This window comes from Streptomyces sp. NPDC100445 (assembly GCF_044759735.1).
GTDB lineage: Bacteria > Actinomycetota > Actinomycetes > Streptomycetales > Streptomycetaceae > Streptomyces.
Genome location: NZ_JBIVZV010000002.1, coordinates 459,698 through 474,294, shown reverse-complemented (window position 1 = coordinate 474,294; position 14,597 = coordinate 459,698). Strand labels below are relative to the sequence as shown.

The 14,597-nt window shown below is 72.7% G+C and carries 12 protein-coding genes; 9 read left to right on the top strand and 3 right to left on the bottom strand.

Annotated features, from left to right (window positions below):
- Window positions 1-219: 219 nt before the first annotated feature.
- Window positions 220-1,083, bottom strand: coding sequence for a DUF72 domain-containing protein (locus ACIQVT_RS07520; protein WP_403748981.1), 864 nt, complete (start codon window positions 1,081-1,083; stop codon window positions 220-222).
- A 128-nt stretch (window positions 1,084-1,211) separates the two neighbouring features.
- On the opposite strand from ACIQVT_RS07520, the gene ACIQVT_RS07515 reads away from it, so the two are divergent.
- The 5 genes from ACIQVT_RS07515 to ACIQVT_RS07495 all read left to right on the top strand — a co-directional run bounded on the left by ACIQVT_RS07515 (window position 1,212) and on the right by ACIQVT_RS07495 (window position 7,501).
- The gene (locus ACIQVT_RS07515) at window positions 1,212-2,099 is read left to right on the top strand and encodes an alkaline phosphatase family protein (protein WP_403748978.1); all 888 of its coding nucleotides are present in this window, start codon (window positions 1,212-1,214) and stop codon (window positions 2,097-2,099) included.
- A 1-nt stretch (window position 2,100) separates the two neighbouring features.
- Complete coding sequence (locus ACIQVT_RS07510) at window positions 2,101-3,354, top strand: MFS transporter (RefSeq protein WP_403748974.1); 1,254 nt, start codon at window positions 2,101-2,103, stop codon at window positions 3,352-3,354.
- The gene (locus ACIQVT_RS07505) at window positions 3,351-4,370 is read left to right on the top strand and encodes a TolB family protein (protein ID WP_403748971.1); all 1,020 of its coding nucleotides are present in this window, start codon (window positions 3,351-3,353) and stop codon (window positions 4,368-4,370) included. The genes ACIQVT_RS07510 and ACIQVT_RS07505 overlap by 4 nt, the downstream gene beginning before the upstream one ends.
- 141 nt (window positions 4,371-4,511) lie before the next feature.
- Window positions 4,512-6,902, top strand: coding sequence for an Orn/Lys/Arg decarboxylase N-terminal domain-containing protein (locus ACIQVT_RS07500; RefSeq protein ID WP_403748968.1), 2,391 nt, complete (start codon window positions 4,512-4,514; stop codon window positions 6,900-6,902).
- Between the two features lie 107 nt (window positions 6,903-7,009).
- Window positions 7,010-7,501, top strand: coding sequence for a hypothetical protein (locus tag ACIQVT_RS07495; RefSeq protein WP_403748966.1), 492 nt, complete (start codon window positions 7,010-7,012; stop codon window positions 7,499-7,501).
- Between the two features lie 83 nt (window positions 7,502-7,584).
- Here ACIQVT_RS07495 and glnA read toward each other — a convergent pair whose 3' ends face one another.
- Entirely contained in the window at window positions 7,585-8,946 is a 1,362-nt protein-coding gene (gene glnA / locus ACIQVT_RS07490; protein ID WP_403748963.1) for a type I glutamate--ammonia ligase, read from the bottom strand.
- A gap of 366 nt (window positions 8,947-9,312) precedes the next feature.
- On the opposite strand from glnA, the gene ACIQVT_RS07485 reads away from it, so the two are divergent.
- A complete protein-coding gene (locus ACIQVT_RS07485; RefSeq protein ID WP_403748961.1) occupies window positions 9,313-10,497 on the top strand; it encodes a globin domain-containing protein in 1,185 nt (394 codons plus the stop codon).
- A gap of 33 nt (window positions 10,498-10,530) precedes the next feature.
- Here the strand turns inward: ACIQVT_RS07485 and ACIQVT_RS07480 are convergent, their stop codons facing one another.
- Window positions 10,531-10,974, bottom strand: coding sequence for an RrF2 family transcriptional regulator (locus ACIQVT_RS07480; RefSeq protein WP_403748959.1), 444 nt, complete (start codon window positions 10,972-10,974; stop codon window positions 10,531-10,533).
- A gap of 137 nt (window positions 10,975-11,111) precedes the next feature.
- Between ACIQVT_RS07480 and ACIQVT_RS07475 the strand changes: the two genes are divergently transcribed.
- The 3 genes from ACIQVT_RS07475 to ACIQVT_RS07465 all read left to right on the top strand — a co-directional run bounded on the left by ACIQVT_RS07475 (window position 11,112) and on the right by ACIQVT_RS07465 (window position 14,572).
- Window positions 11,112-11,789, top strand: coding sequence for a DUF3105 domain-containing protein (locus ACIQVT_RS07475; RefSeq protein ID WP_403748957.1), 678 nt, complete (start codon window positions 11,112-11,114; stop codon window positions 11,787-11,789).
- Window positions 11,786-12,418: a DUF305 domain-containing protein gene (locus ACIQVT_RS07470; RefSeq protein ID WP_403748955.1), complete on the top strand. Its 633-nt coding sequence runs from the start codon at window positions 11,786-11,788 to the stop codon at window positions 12,416-12,418. The genes ACIQVT_RS07475 and ACIQVT_RS07470 overlap by 4 nt, the downstream gene beginning before the upstream one ends.
- Before the next feature lie 210 nt (window positions 12,419-12,628).
- Window positions 12,629-14,572 (top strand): protease pro-enzyme activation domain-containing protein, encoded by a 1,944-nt coding sequence (locus ACIQVT_RS07465; protein WP_403748952.1) that lies wholly within the window; start codon window positions 12,629-12,631, stop codon window positions 14,570-14,572.
- Window positions 14,573-14,597 lie beyond the last annotated feature (25 nt).

Below are 14,597 nucleotides of genomic sequence, written 5' to 3'. Positions count from 1 at the left end.
GACGCGGGCGCAGTGCGGAGTCCATGACGGCGGCGGCCGGTTCGACTGCCGGCGGGAGCAGTGGCCGGGGGGGACCACCTCGACAGCCGGAACCGGCGCCGCCCGGCCGGTGCTCGGTGCTCGCCTCCGGACGGACCGGGGTTCCGGCGGTCGCCCGGGCGCCGGAGGCTCGTCGTGCGGGGCGGGGCCGCGTTCCTGGCCCTGCCGCCCCCGGCCGGGTCAGGCGGTGACCCGGCCGGCGGGGTGGCGCTGGTGGGGGAACGCCGTCGTCAGCAGGTCGTGCATGGCCCCGGCCGCCCTCGGTGCCGCGTCGCCGCAGCAGTTGTTGAAGAGAAGGTGCACCTCCTCGGCGTGCCGGGACAGGTCCCGGACGCGGGGCAGCCATTCGGTCAGTTCGGCGGGTGTGTAGGTGTGGCGGAAGCGCTCCTCCTTGGTGCCCGTGCCCCACAGGGGACTGCGGCCGTGGAAGCGGACGACGGCGAGCCGGGGGGTGGTCACGACGGCCGGGCTCATGCCCTCGACGGTGTCGGTGGCCACGGCGGTGGCGTCGATGTCCGCGAGGAAGGCGGCCGTACGGCCGGTGCGCCACCAGGCGGGGTCGCGGAACTCGGCGGCGAACGGCCAGTCGCGGGCGCGTTCGCGCGCGGCGCGCACGAACCGCTCGGCCGGGGCGCCGGGGGTGAGGGACGGCGGGAACTGGAAGAGGAGGGTGCCCAGGCGGCCGGCGTCGCGCAGGGGGGTGAGCGCCTCGGCGTAGCGGGTCCAGACCTCGGCGCGCAGGGCCTCGTCGCGGGGGTGGCCGCGCAGGTCCGGGGGGAGCGCGGCGGGGCGGGTGGGGTGGCCGGTGAGGAGGGAGAAGGCCTTGACGTCGAAGCGGAAGCCGGGGGGCGTGCGTTCGGCCCACTGGGCGGTGGTGCGCGCGGCCGGCAGGGCGTAGTACGGGGAGTCGACCTCGACGACGGGGAAGCGGGTCGCGTAGTGGCGCAGGCGTTTCTCGGCGTCGCGGTGGCCCGGTGGGTACCAACCGCTGGTGAGCAGTGCCGGGTCCGTCCAACCGCAGGTACCGATGAGGATGTCCGCCATGGGGCGCGGGTACCCGGCGTTCATCGGGTCTTCACCCACGGGGACGGCTCGCGTGGGCCACCGGAATATTGGCGTGCGCATGCTCTGAACGCGCACCGCCAACCGCCCACCCACACTCGGAGGTCGATGTGTCCGGCAGTTCCGTGTACCGCCGTGCCCGTACCGTCGTCGCGGCCACGTCCGCCCTCGCCGCGGCCGCGTTCGGGCTGTGGACCGGGCTCGGCAGCGGGTCCGCGCACGCCGCGGCCACCGTGCCCAGCCCGGACCACGTCGTCGTCGTGGTCTTCGAGAACCACGCCTACAGCCAGGTCATCGGTTCCTCCAGCGCGCCGTACCTCAACTCGCTGAAGACCGGCGGCGCGAACCTCACCCAGTCGTACGCCGAGACCCACCCGAGCCAGCCCAACTACTTCGCGCTGTTCTCCGGTTCGACCCAGGGCGTCACCGACGACAGCTGCTACACGCCGGGCTTCTCCTCCGCGCCCAACCTGGCGTCCGAGCTGATCGCCGCCGGGCGCAGCTGGGCCAGCTACAACGAGACCCTGCCGAGCCAGGGTTCGACCACGTGCAGCAGCGGCAACTACGCGCGCAAGCACAACCCCTGGTTCGGTTTCAGCAACGTGCCGGTGTCGTCCGCGAAGACGTTCGCACAGTTCCCCGCGGACTACTCGACGCTGCCCAAGGTGTCCTTCGTCGTGCCGAACCTGTGCAGCGACATGCACGACTGCTCGGTGTCCACCGGCGACACCTGGCTGAAGAACAACCTGGGCGCGTACGCGACCTGGGCCAGGACCCACAACAGCCTGCTCGTCGTCACCTTCGACGAGGACAACCGGCTCAGCGGCAACCGCATCCCGACCGTGCTCTACGGACAGCCCGTGACCCCCGGCTCCAGCTCCGCGGTCACCTACGACCACTACGACCTGCTGCGCACCCTGGAGGACACCCAGGGCCTGACCACGCACGCCGGCAACGCGGCCGGCGCCGAGGACATCACCGGCGTCTGGGCGTCCTGACGTGTACGTAGCGGACAGTCGCGCGTCCGCGCCCGCCCACGGCACCGCCCGGCCCACCGCCGGGCGGCGCCGTGCCGCGGTCGCGCCGACGGTGGTCGCGCTGGGGACGGTCAGCCTGGTCACCGACGTGTCGTCGGAGATGGTGACGGCGGTGCTGCCGCTGTACCTGGTCACCGGACTCGGCCTGTCGCCCCTGGGATTCGGGCTGCTCGACGGCGTCTACAACGGCTTCTCGGCGCTCGTCCGCCTCGTCGGCGGGCACCTCGCCGACCGGGGCGGCGGACGGCACAAGTGGGTCGCCGGACTCGGGTACGGCATCTCGGCCCTGTGCAAGCCGCTGCTGCTGGTCGCGCACTCGCTGACCCCCATCGGGGCCGTGCTCGCCGCCGACCGCACCGGCAAGGGGCTGCGCACGGCCCCGCGCGACGCGCTGATCTCGCTGTCGAGCACGCCTCAGACGCGCGGGCGGGCCTTCGGCGTGCACCGCGCGATGGACACCGCCGGTGCCCTGCTCGGACCGCTGGCGGCGTTCCTCATCCTGCGGGCCACCGTGGACGGGTACGACGCGGTGTTCGCCGTCAGCGGCTGCGTGGCCGCGCTCGGCCTGCTGGTGCTGGTGCTGTTCGTACCGGGCGGCCGGCGCACGGCGCCCCCCGGTGAGCGGCCCACCCTGCGGGCCGCCGTCGCGCTGCTGCGCCACCGCGACCTGCGCCGGATCACCGTGTGCGCGCTGCTGCTGGGCCTCGCGACGGTCAGCGACTCCTTCGTCTACCTGCTGCTGCGGCGCCGTCTCGGGGTGCCCGACCGCTGGTTCGCGCTGCTGCCGCTGGGTACGGCCGCCGCGTTCCTGCTGCTCGCCGTGGTGTTCGGCCGGCTCGCGGACCGGGTGGGCGGCTGGACGGTGTTCCTGGCCGGGCACGGGGCCCTGCTCCTCGCCTACGCCCTGCTGCTGACCTCCTGGCACGGCATCGGGCTGCCGTACCTCGTCCTCGCCCTGCACGGCGCCTTCTACGCGGCCACCGACGGGGTGCTGATGGCCGCCGCCTCCGGGAGCGTCCCGGAGCGGCTGCGCTCCTCCGGTCTCGCCGTCGTCCAGACCGGGCAGGCGCTGACCCGGTTCGCCTGCTCGCTGCTGTTCGGGGCGGCCTGGACGGCGTGGGGCGACCGGGCGGCGCTGGCGGGCGCGGCGGTGGCACTGGCCGGGTGCGCCGCGTTCTCCCTGACCCTGCGCCCGGCGAGGACGGTGACCGCGTGACCGTACGCTCACGTGTCCTCGTCCTCGTCGCGGCCGTCGCCGTGCTGGCGGCGGTCGGGCTGGCCGCCGTGCTGCACGCCTCCGCGCGCGCCGAACGCCGTGACCACACGCGGGCGGGCGGTCCGCGCGTCACCCCGGGGACGGTGACGCTGAGCGGGCCCGGACGCCTCGTCTTCCGCAACATGGCGTGGGGACCGCACCGCGACGAGCTGACCGCCGTCCCGGCCGCCGAGCCGGGCGGACCGCGCACCGCCGCCGGCCTCAAGTGCCTCCGCTTCCACGCCGCCGCGGGCACCGGCGTGTGCCTCCAGGCGGTGCACGGGCCGGTCTCGGACACCTACCGCGCGCTGGTCCTGGACGCCCGGCTGCACATCGTGGACCGCTACGACGTGCCCGGCATACCCTCGCGCGCCCGGACCTCCCCCACCGGGCACTTCGTGTCCTGGACGGCGTTCGTGGGCGGTGACTCGTACGCCGGGACGGACTTCTCCACGCGCGCCGCGATCGTGGACACCCGCACGGGGAGGCTGATCCCGTCGTTGGAGTCCTTCCGGATCGTCCGGGACGGGCGGACCTACCGGGCGGCCGACGCCAACTTCTGGGGCGTGACCTTCGCGGCCGACGACCGCACGTTCTACGCCACCCTGGCCACCGGGGGGCACACCTACCTGGTCCGCGGCGACCTGCGCGACCGCACGGTCACCACCCTGCACGGCAACGTGGAGTGCCCGTCGCTGTCCCCGGACGGCACCCGGATCGCGTACAAGAAGCGGGTGCCCGGGCTGCCCGCGGACGCGCCCTGGCGGCTGTACGTCCTGGACCTGCGCACGATGCGGGAGACCCCGCTCGCCGAACCGCGCAGCGTGGACGACCAGGCGCTGTGGCGGGACACGCGCACCCTGGTGTACGCCCTGCCCGGGGACTACGGCGCCGACCTGTACGAGGTCCCGGCGGACGGGTCGGGACGGCCCCGGCGGATCGCCGCGTCCGCGGTGTCACCGGCGTACCTCGGATAGCCGCGCCCCGGGTCAACACGCCGGCCGCCCTTTCCGCCATCACGGTGTCTTCCCGACCCGGGCTCCCGCGCTCGCGGCGCGCCGCCCCCGAGACTGCCCGGGGTGGCGGCCGGTGGGCTGCCGGGAGAGACGAGGGCACGGATGTCCGACAACAAGATCCTGGTCGCGGTGGCCGAGCATCCGCGTGCCGAGGGCGCCGCGGCGGAACAGCTGCGCAAGATCCGGGACGCGGTGGAGGCGGGCGGCTTCGGGGTGCGCTGGGCGGTCACCGCCGAGGACGCGGAGGCGGTCCTGCGCACCGAGGCGGGACTGGCGGCGGCCCTGGTCGCCTGGGACCTGCCCGGCGACGGCACGCGGCCGCGGATCACCGGCGACGGCCCCGGGGCCGCGCTCGCCACCCCGCCCGTGCTGGACGGCACCACCCACCCGGGCGCGGAAGCGGCCACGGGCGGGGCGGCAGTGCTCCGCCGGATCGGGCGGCGGTTCCGGGACCTGCCGGTGTTCCTGGTCATGTCCGACGAGGGCGTGCAGGACCTGCCGCTGTGGGTGTCGGAGACGGTCGTCGGCTACGTGTGGCCGCTGGAGGACACCCCCGGGTTCATCGCCGGACGGATCACCACCGCCGCCCGCGCCTACCGGGAGGAGGTGCTGCCGCCGTTCTTTCGGGCGCTGCGCCGCTTCGACGACGCCCACGAGTACTCGTGGCACACCCCCGCCCACTCCGGCGGCGTCGCCTTCCTGAAGTCGCCCGCCGGACGCGCCTTCCACGACTACTTCGGCGAACGGCTGCTGCGCAGCGACCTGTCGATCTCCGTGGAGCAGCTCGGCTCGCTGTTCGAGCACACCGGCCCCATCGGCGACGCCGAACGCAACGCGGCCCGCGTCTTCGGCTCGGAGCTGACCTACTTCGTGCTGCACGGCGACTCCACCTGCAACCGGCTGGTGGGCCACTTCAGCGTCACCCGTGACGAACTGGCCCTGGTGGACCGCAACTGCCACAAGTCGGTGCTCCAGGGGCTGGTCGTCTCCGGTGCCCGGCCGGTCTACCTCATCCCCACCCGCAACGGCTACGGCCTCGCCGGCCCGCTGCCCCCGGCCGAGCTGGCCGCGGACTCCATCGCCGCCCGCATCGCCGCCCACCCGCTCGCCGAGGGCGCCGTCTCCCGGGACGCCCAGTACGCGGTGTTCACCAACTCCACCTACGACGGCCTCAGTTACGCGGCCGTCCCGGCGGCGCGGGCGCTGTCGGCCAGCACACCCCGGGTGCACTTCGACGAGGCGTGGTTCGCGTACGCCCGTTTCCACCCGCTGTACGCGGGCCGGTACGGCATGTCGGTGGACGCCGAGACCTTCCCCGGCCCGGACCGGCCGACGGTCTTCGCGACCCAGTCCACGCACAAGCTGCTGGCCGCGCTGTCGCAGTCCGCGATGGTGCACGTGCGGCCGGCGCCCCGGGCCCCGGTGGAGCACGACCGCTTCAACGAGGCCCTGATGATGCACGGCACCACCTCCCCCCTCTACCCGATGATCGCCTCGCTGGACGTGGCGACCGCGATGATGGACGGGCCGCAGGGCGAGTGGCTGATCGACGAGGCGCTCACGGAGGCGGTCCGCTTCCGGCAGGAGATGGTCCGGCTGCGCCGGCGGGTGGAGAGCGCCGGGGACCGGCCGCCGTGGTTCTTCGGCGTGTGGCAGCCGGAGGAGGTCACCGACCCGGCGACGGGCGAACGGCTCGCCTTCGACGCGGCCCCGCCGGAGCTGCTGCGCACCGAGCAGTCGTGCTGGCTGCTGGAGCCGGACGCCGCGTGGCACGGGTTCCCGGGGCTGAGCGAGGGCCACTGCATGCTGGACCCGGTGAAGGTCACGCTGACCTGTCCCGGCATCACCGCGACCGGTGAGATGGCCGACGAGGGCATCCCGGCGCGCGTCCTGACCGCGTACCTGGCCACCCGGAACATCGTGGTGGAGAAGACCGACAGCTACACCACCCTGGTGCTGTTCTCCATGGGCATCACCAAGGGCAAGTGGGGCACGCTGCTGGACGCCCTGATGGACTTCAAGGCCCTGTACGACGGTGCCGCCCCGCTGGACCGGGTGCTGCCCGAGGCGGTCGCCGCGCACCCCCGCCGCTACTCCGGGATGACCCTGCCCCAGCTGTGCCGCGAGATGCACGAAGAGCTGCGCTCGGCCCGCCTGGTGGAGCTGCTGGACACCGCGTTCCAGCAGCTGCCCGAGCCGGTGTTCCCGCCGCACCACTGCTACCAGCGGCTGGTGCGGGGCGGCACGGAGCGGGTGCGGATCGCCGACGCGGCGGGCCGGGTGGCGGCGGCGATGGTCACGGTGACCCCGCCCGGCATCCCCGTCCTGATGCCCGGCGAGTCCACCGGCACGTCCGACGGTCCCCTCCTGCGCTACCTCACCGCCCTGGAGACCTTCGACCGCCGCTTCCCGGGCTTCCGCAGCGAGACCCACGGCGTGACGATCGACGAGGACACCGGCGACTACGAGATCGAGTGCCTCCGCAGGGACTGACCCGCCGAAGTCCCCCCGGAACGACCACCTCGGCCGGCTCCGGGGGGACTTCCGCGTTCCCCTAGGGTCTACGTGTTCGGCCGCTACGAGCATCGGGGAACCACGTCATGACCTGTTCCAGCCTTCGAGCGGCCCGGTTCGCCGGGTGTTCCGTCCTGTTGGCGGCGTTCCTGCTCACCTCGTGCACGACGTCCGGCAGCGGCGGGGACAAGGCGGGTGCCTCACGGTCGCCCACACCGAGTTCGGCCCGGACGGCGACCGAGCACTCGGAGAAGGAACTCGGCAAGCAGGCCCGGGCGGCTCTCGCCGCCGTCCGCGGCGGAACACCGGTCGAGTCCGGCGCGGAGCGCGTGACCGACGGCATCCACAGCGAACCGACGCTGAGCAAAGGCAAGACGTACCGGATCAGCCTCGCGTGTGCCGGTAAGGGGAACGCGCGGCTGACGTTCGTGCCCGCGGACGCCGGCAGCGGGACCACGGTGCCGTGCGACAAGTCGGTGGTCCAACAGCGGATCACCGCGGACAGGCCCGTCCGCGTCGACGTGGACGGCACCCGGGGATCGACCGGCGTGATCGCCTGGCAGATCAACGCCGTGTGATCCGCCCCCCGTGAACGTGTGGCCGGCCGCTCCGAGCGGCCGGCCACACGCACGTCCGGGGCTCGTGAGGCCCCGACCTTCGCCTACAGCACCGGCAGGTTCTTGCGGAGCTCGAAGGCCGTCACCTCGGAGCGGTACTCCTCCCATTCCGACTTCTTGTTGCGGAGGAAGAAGTCGAAGACGTGTTCGCCGAGGGTCTCGGCGACGAGGTCGCTGCTCTCCATGAGGGTCAGGGCCTCGCCGAGGTTCTGCGGGAGGGGTTCGATGCCCATCGCGCGGCGCTCGGCGTTGGAGAGGGCCCAGACGTCGTCCTCGGCGCCCGGCGGGAGTTCGTAGCCCTCCTCGATGCCCTTCAGGCCGGCGGCGAGCAGTACCGCGTACGCCAGGTACGGGTTGGAGCCGGAGTCGATGGAGCGGACCTCCACGCGGGCGGAGCCGGTCTTGCCGGGCTTGTACATGGGGACACGGACGAGGGCGCTGCGGTTGTTGTGGCCCCAGCAGATGTACGAGGGGGCCTCGCCGCCGGCGCCGGCGGTGCGCTCGGAGCCGCCCCAGATGCGCTTGTAGGAGTTGACCCACTGGTTGGTGACGGCGGAGATCTCCGCCGCGTGCCGCAGCAGGCCCGCGATGAAGGAGCGGCCGACCTTGGAGAGCTGGTACTCGGAGCCGGACTCGTAGAAGGCGTTGCGGTCGCCCTCGAAGAGGGAGAGGTGCGTGTGCATGCCGGAGCCGGGGTGCTCGGAGAACGGCTTGGGCATGAAGGTCGCCTGGACCCCCTGCTCCAGCGCGACCTGCTTCATGACCAGGCGGAACGTCATGATGTTGTCGGCCGTGGAGAGGGCGTCGGCGTAGCGGAGGTCGATCTCCTGCTGGCCGGGGGCTCCCTCGTGGTGGGAGAACTCCACGGAGATGCCCATGGACTCCAGCATGGTGATCGCCTGGCGGCGGAAGTCCATGCCGACGTTGGTGGGCGTGTGGTCGAAGTAGCCGGAGTTGTCGGCGGGGGTGGGGCGGGAGCCGTCGAGCGGGCGGTCCTTCAGCAGGAAGAACTCGATCTCCGGGTGGGTGTAGAAGGTGAAGCCCAGGTCGGAGGTGCGGGCGAGGGCGCGCTTGAGGACGTAGCGCGGGTCGGCGAAGGACGGGGAGCCGTCCGGCATGAGGATGTCGCAGAACATGCGCGCCGTGCCGGGGGTCTCCGCGCGCCAGGGCAGGACCTGGAAGGTGGACGGGTCCGGCTTGGCGATCATGTCGGACTCGTAGACCCGGGCGAAGCCCTCGATGGCGGAGCCGTCGAAGCCGATGCCCTCGTCGAAGGCCTGTTCCAGCTCGGCGGGGGCCACGGCGACGGACTTGAGGAAGCCCAGCACGTCCGTGAACCACAGGCGTACGAACCGGATGTCGCGCTCCTCCAACGTCCGGAGCACGAACTCCTGCTGCTTGTCCATCTTCCGCTTCCCCATCCTTGCTGGTCAGGCCGCCTGTCTCCCGTAGCACGGGAGGCGGTCGGGCACCTGAGCATCCCACCACAACACCATTTCACGCGCGTTGCGGACCTTGATCGCCCGAGCGTCCTGGGTGTGAACGCCTCTCCTACGGCAGGTGTACCGCTCTGCCGCCCATCTTGCCTGCTCGGGCCGTCATCCGTAATGGCCGGTCCGGCGTGCGGCGACCGGTCCGGCGGCGGTGGGCCTCCGGCGGGGGTGTCCGGTCCGTTCCGGTGGTGAGCGACACCACGCCCGTTTAATTTGCATCCAATATGCAAGTTTACCTAGCGTGCCGGTCGGCCGAGTCGTATCCCCCGAGGAGCCCCGATGCTGACCGAGCAGTCCGCAGCCACCGTCCGCGCCACCCTCCCCGCCGTCGGCGCGGGGCTCGGCGAGATCACCGAGCGCTTCTACGGCCGCCTGTTCGCCGCCCGGCCCGAGCTGCTGCGGGACCTGTTCAACCGCGGCAACCAGGCCTCCGGGACCCAGCAGCGGGCCCTCGCCGGTTCGATCGCCGCGTTCGCCTCCCACCTGCTGGACCACCCGGACCGGCGGCCGGACGCGATGCTCGCGCGGATCGCGCACAAGCACGCCTCCCTCGGGATCACCGAGGAGCAGTACGAGGTCGTGCACGAGCATCTGTTCGCCGCCATCGCCGAGGTGCTCGGCGACGCCGTCACGCCCGCGGTGGCCGCCGCCTGGGACGAGGTGTACTGGCTGATGGCGCACGCGCTCGTCGCCGTCGAGAAGCGGCTGTACGAGGAGAGCGGCGGCCCGGGTTTCCGGGAGTTCGAGGTCGTGGAGCGGATCACGGAGACCGCGGACGCCGTCACCTTCCGGCTGCGGCCGGCCGACGGGGGCCCGGTGGCCGCCTTCCGCGCCGGGCAGTACGTGTCCGTCCGCGTCGCCCTGGCCGACGGGGCCCGGCAGATACGGCAGTACAGCCTGTCCGGGGCGCCCGGTGAGACGGTGCGGCAGATCACGGTCAAGCGGGTGCGCGGCGGCGCGGCGCCCGACGGCGAGGTCTCGCACCACCTCCACACCCGCGTGCACCCCGGTGACCTGCTGGAGCTGTCCGAACCGTTCGGCGACCTGGTCCTGGCCGGTGGCCCGGACACGCCGCTGCTGCTCGCCTCGGCGGGTATCGGTGTGACCCCGATGGCCGCGATGCTGGCCGACCTCGCCGCCTCCGGCCACCGCGGCCCGGTCACCGTCGTGCACGGCGACCGCTCCCCCGCCGACCACGCCCTGCGCGCCGACCAGAGGGCGTACGCCGACGCGCTGCCGGACGCGTCCGTGCACCTCTTCTACGAGCGGGACGCCGCACCGGGCGAGCGGACCGGCCTGGTCGACCTGGCCGGCATCGCCGTGCCGCCCGGCACACACGCGTACCTGTGCGGCCCGCTGCCCTTCCTGCGCGCGGTCCGCGCCCAGCTGATCGGGCGGGGCGTGGCTCCGGCGGACGTGCACTACGAGGTGTTCGGCCCCGACCTGTGGCTGGCCCAGGACTGAGCGGCGGCACCCGGGGGCGGGGGCCGGGAGCGGTCAGGCCGGTCCGGGCCCCTGGGAGATGCCCAGCAGCAGCGCGCCCGTCGGCTCGGCGGCGATCTCGGCGACCGTGACCGGGTCCAGGCTGGCGAAGAAGGCCTCCTGGGCGCGGCGCAGGGCACCGCGCAGGCGGCAGCCGCCGCGCAGCGGGCAGGGGGTCGTCCCGTCGCAGTCGACCACGTCGCCGTCGCCCTCGAAGGCGCGCACCACCGCGCCGACCGACGCGGTCCGCCCCCGCTCGGTCAGAGCGATGCCGCCGCCCCGGCCGCGGCGGGCGTCGACGAGGCCGAGGTGCTGGAGTTCGGCGACGACCTTCGTGGCGTGCGTGTAGGGCACGTCCATGTCCGCGGCGACCTGGCGGGTGGTGGGGGTGGTGCCGGCGGTGACCGCGAGTCGCATCAGGACGCGCAGCGCCAGGTCGGTGGAGCGCAGGAGCCGCATACCGCGAGGGTAGGCAACGCGCATCCCCGCTTCAAATCAGCCGGTTCCCGCGTCCGCCCTACGTGATCGCGGGGCCCGCGCACTACGATCAGCGGGCCCCACCTTCCACGTCTCGCTTTCGCAGAAGGACACGCCTCATGGGTTCCGGCAAGAACAGCAGCACCGCGGCGCGCAAGGCGCGTATAGAGGAGATGCGGCGCGCGGACCGGGTGCGCGAGCGCCGCAACCGGGCACTGACCGTCGCCGCGAGCGTGGTCGTCGTCGCCGGTCTCGCCGTCGGCGGTGTGGTCCTCGTGCACAAGCAGTCCGGCGACAAGGACACGGCCGCGAGCGGTGACGCCAAGGGTTCCGGCGACTCCGGGCACTTCACCACCGGCAAGGACGGGGTGCGGACCTGGTCGGGCAAGCTGTCCCGGACCCACGTGACGACGAAGGTGTCGTACCCGATGCACCCGCCGGTCGGCGGCAACCACAACCCGGTGTGGCTGAACTGCAACGGCGACGTGTACACCAAGCCCGTGCAGGACGAGAACGCCGTGCACGCGCTGGAGCACGGCGCGGTCTGGGTGACGTACACGGGCAAGGCGGCGAAGGCGGACGTCGAGGCGCTGGCGGCGAAGGTTAAGAAGACGCCGTACTCGCTGATGAGCCCGTACGAGAACCAGGGCGCCCCGCTGCTGCTGTCGGCGTGGGGCCACCAGGTGGCGGTGAAGAGCGCGAAGGACCCGGAGGTCGACAAGTTCTTCGCCGCCTACGTGCAGGGCAGCCAGACGCCCGAGCCGGGTGCCTCGTGCACCGGCGGGGTCATGAAGTGAGGCGGCGGCGGGCCGGCTGGATCGCGGGGGCCGCGGCGGCGGTGCTCGTCGCGGCCGGCGGGATCACCTACGCGGTCGCCGGAGAGTCGGGCGGGGCGGGTACGGGGGTGCCGGGCGCGGAGTCGGCCGACGCCGGGTTCGCCCGGGACATGGCCGTCCACCACCAGCAGGCGGTGGAGATGTCGTACATCGTGCGGGACCGCACGAAGAACGCCGAGGTCCGGCGGCTCGCCTACGACATCGCGCAGACCCAGGCCAACCAGCGCGGCATGCTGCTGGGTTGGCTGGACCTGTGGGAGCTGCCGAAGGTGTCCGCCGAGCCGCCCATGACGTGGATGGGCATGGGGGACATGCCCGCCGGCCGGGACGGCGCGCTGATGCCGGGCATGGCGACCGACACCGACCTGAGGAAGCTCGGGACGCTGAGCGGAAAGCGGGCCGAGGTCTTCTACCTCCAGCTGATGACGGAGCATCACAAGGGCGGTGTCCACATGGCCGAGGGGTGTGTCGCCAGGTGCACCGTGGGCGTGGAGAAGCGGCTCGCGCGGGGCATGGTGGAGGCCCAGCAGTCCGAGATCCAGCTGATGGCCGGCATGCTCGAGGCGCGGGGCGCGCAAGCCCCTTCGTAACACCACCGTAAGGACGAAAGGCTCAAAGCGCCCTTGTGGGCGACTCCTTGAGCTTCTCTTGACTTTTACGTTCCCCTGACATGAACGGTTCATCGCAAGAGTGACCCCCATCGTGTGATCCCTTCGCCGGCCGACACCGCCGCGGGCCGGCGCGCGGAACCACGACGTACCGACCACTACATGCATGCGAAACGCATCGCAGGGGGTTCTATGAGATCCAACCGTGCCACCATGCGCGCCGGTGTGAGCATGGCAGCGACACTGCCCATGATCGCCGGTGCGCTGGCGCTCGGCATACCCGCGGCGCACGCCGCGGGCTCCCCGGCCCGCGACACGCTGAAGGGCACCAAGCCCGCGTGGGCCACGGCCAAGGCGGACAAGGGCGCGACCTCCGACAGCGCCCAGGTCAAGGCCCGGGTCTACCTGGCCGGCCGGGACGCGGCGGGCCTCGCGGCCTACGCCAAGCAGGTGTCCGACCCCGCCTCGCCGCTGTACGGCAAGTACCTCGGCGCCAAGAAGGCGCAGGCCCGCTTCGGGGCCACCAAGGCCCAGGTGGCCGCGGTCACGTCCTGGCTGAAGTCGGCCGGTCTGACCGTCACCGGGGTCACCGCGCACTACGTCGCCGTCTCCGGTGACGTGGCCGCCGCCGAGAAGGCGTTCGGCACCCAGCTGCACAACTTCGCCAAGGGGGCCAAGACCTACCGCGCCCCCGCGGTGACCGCGTCGGTGCCGGCCGGCCTGAAGGGCGCCGTCCTCACCGTCACCGGTCTGGACAACGCCCCGCACAAGGCGAACCACGAGGACCAGCTGCCGCCGCCGGACGCCGTGTTCAAGAACTCCGGGCCGTTCTCCTCGTACTACGGCTCGAAGACCGCGAGCACGCTGCCGGACGCCTACGGCCACAAGATTCCGTACGCGGTCAAGGGCTACACCGGCAAGCAGCTGCGCGCCGCGTACGGCGCCGGCGCGTACACCGGCAAGCACGTCCGCATCGCCATCACGGACGCGTACGCCTCGCCCACCATCGCCTTCGACGCGGGCAGTTACGCGAAGAAGCACGGTGACGCGGCCTGGAAGACCGGCCAGCTGCACCAGTCGCTGCCGGCGAACTACACCAGGACCGAGGAGTGCGGGGCGGCCGGCTGGTACGGCGAGGAGACCCTCGACGTCGAGGCCGTGCACGCGGTCGCGCCGGCCGCCGACGTCACCTACGTGGGCGCCGCGTCCTGCTACGACGAGGACCTGCTCGACTCGCTCGACAAGGTCGTCGACAACCACCTGGCCGACATCGTCTCCAACTCGTGGGGCGACATCGAGGCCAACCAGACGCCGGACCTCGCCGCCGCGTACGACCAGGTCTTCCAGCTGGGCGCGGTGCAGGGCATCGGCTTCTACTTCTCCTCGGGCGACGACGGCGACCAGGCCGCCAAGAGCGGTGCCAAGCAGGTCGACACCCCCGCCAACTCGGCGTGGGTGACGGCGGTCGGCGGCACCTCGCTCGCGGTCGGCAAGGGCGACGCCTACCAGTGGGAGACCGGCTGGGGCACCCAGAAGGCGGCGCTGTCGGCCGACGGCAAGAGCTGGACCAACTTCCCCGGCGCGTTCACCTCGGGCGCGGGCGGCGGCACCAGCAAGACCGTCGCCGAGCCGTACTACCAGAAGGGCGTCGTCCCGGACTCGCTCGCCAAGGCCAACAACGCCTCCGGCAACCGCGTCGTCCCGGACATCGCGGCCATCGCCGACCCCAACACCGGTTTCCTGGTCGGCCAGACCCAGTCCTTCCCCGACGGCACCCAGCAGTACAGCGAGTACCGCATCGGCGGCACCTCGCTCGCCGCTCCGGTCATCGCGGCGGTCCAGGCCCTGGCCCAGGAGGCGCGCGGCGGCAAGGCGATCGGTTTCGCCAACCCGACGATCTACGCCAAGTACGGCAAGAAGGGCGTCTTCCACGACGTCACGGACAACCCGACCGGCTCCGGCCTGGCGGTCGTCCGCGTGGACTTCGCCAACGGCCTCGACAAGTCGGGCGGCCTGCTGTACTCGGTCCGCAGCCTCGGCAAGGACAGCTCGCTGTCCGCGGTCAAGGGCTACGACGACGTGACGGGCGTCGGCTCACCGGCGGACGGCTACGTGAAGTCGTACGGCAAGCACTGACGCTCCGCTGAACGGCAGGGGGCGT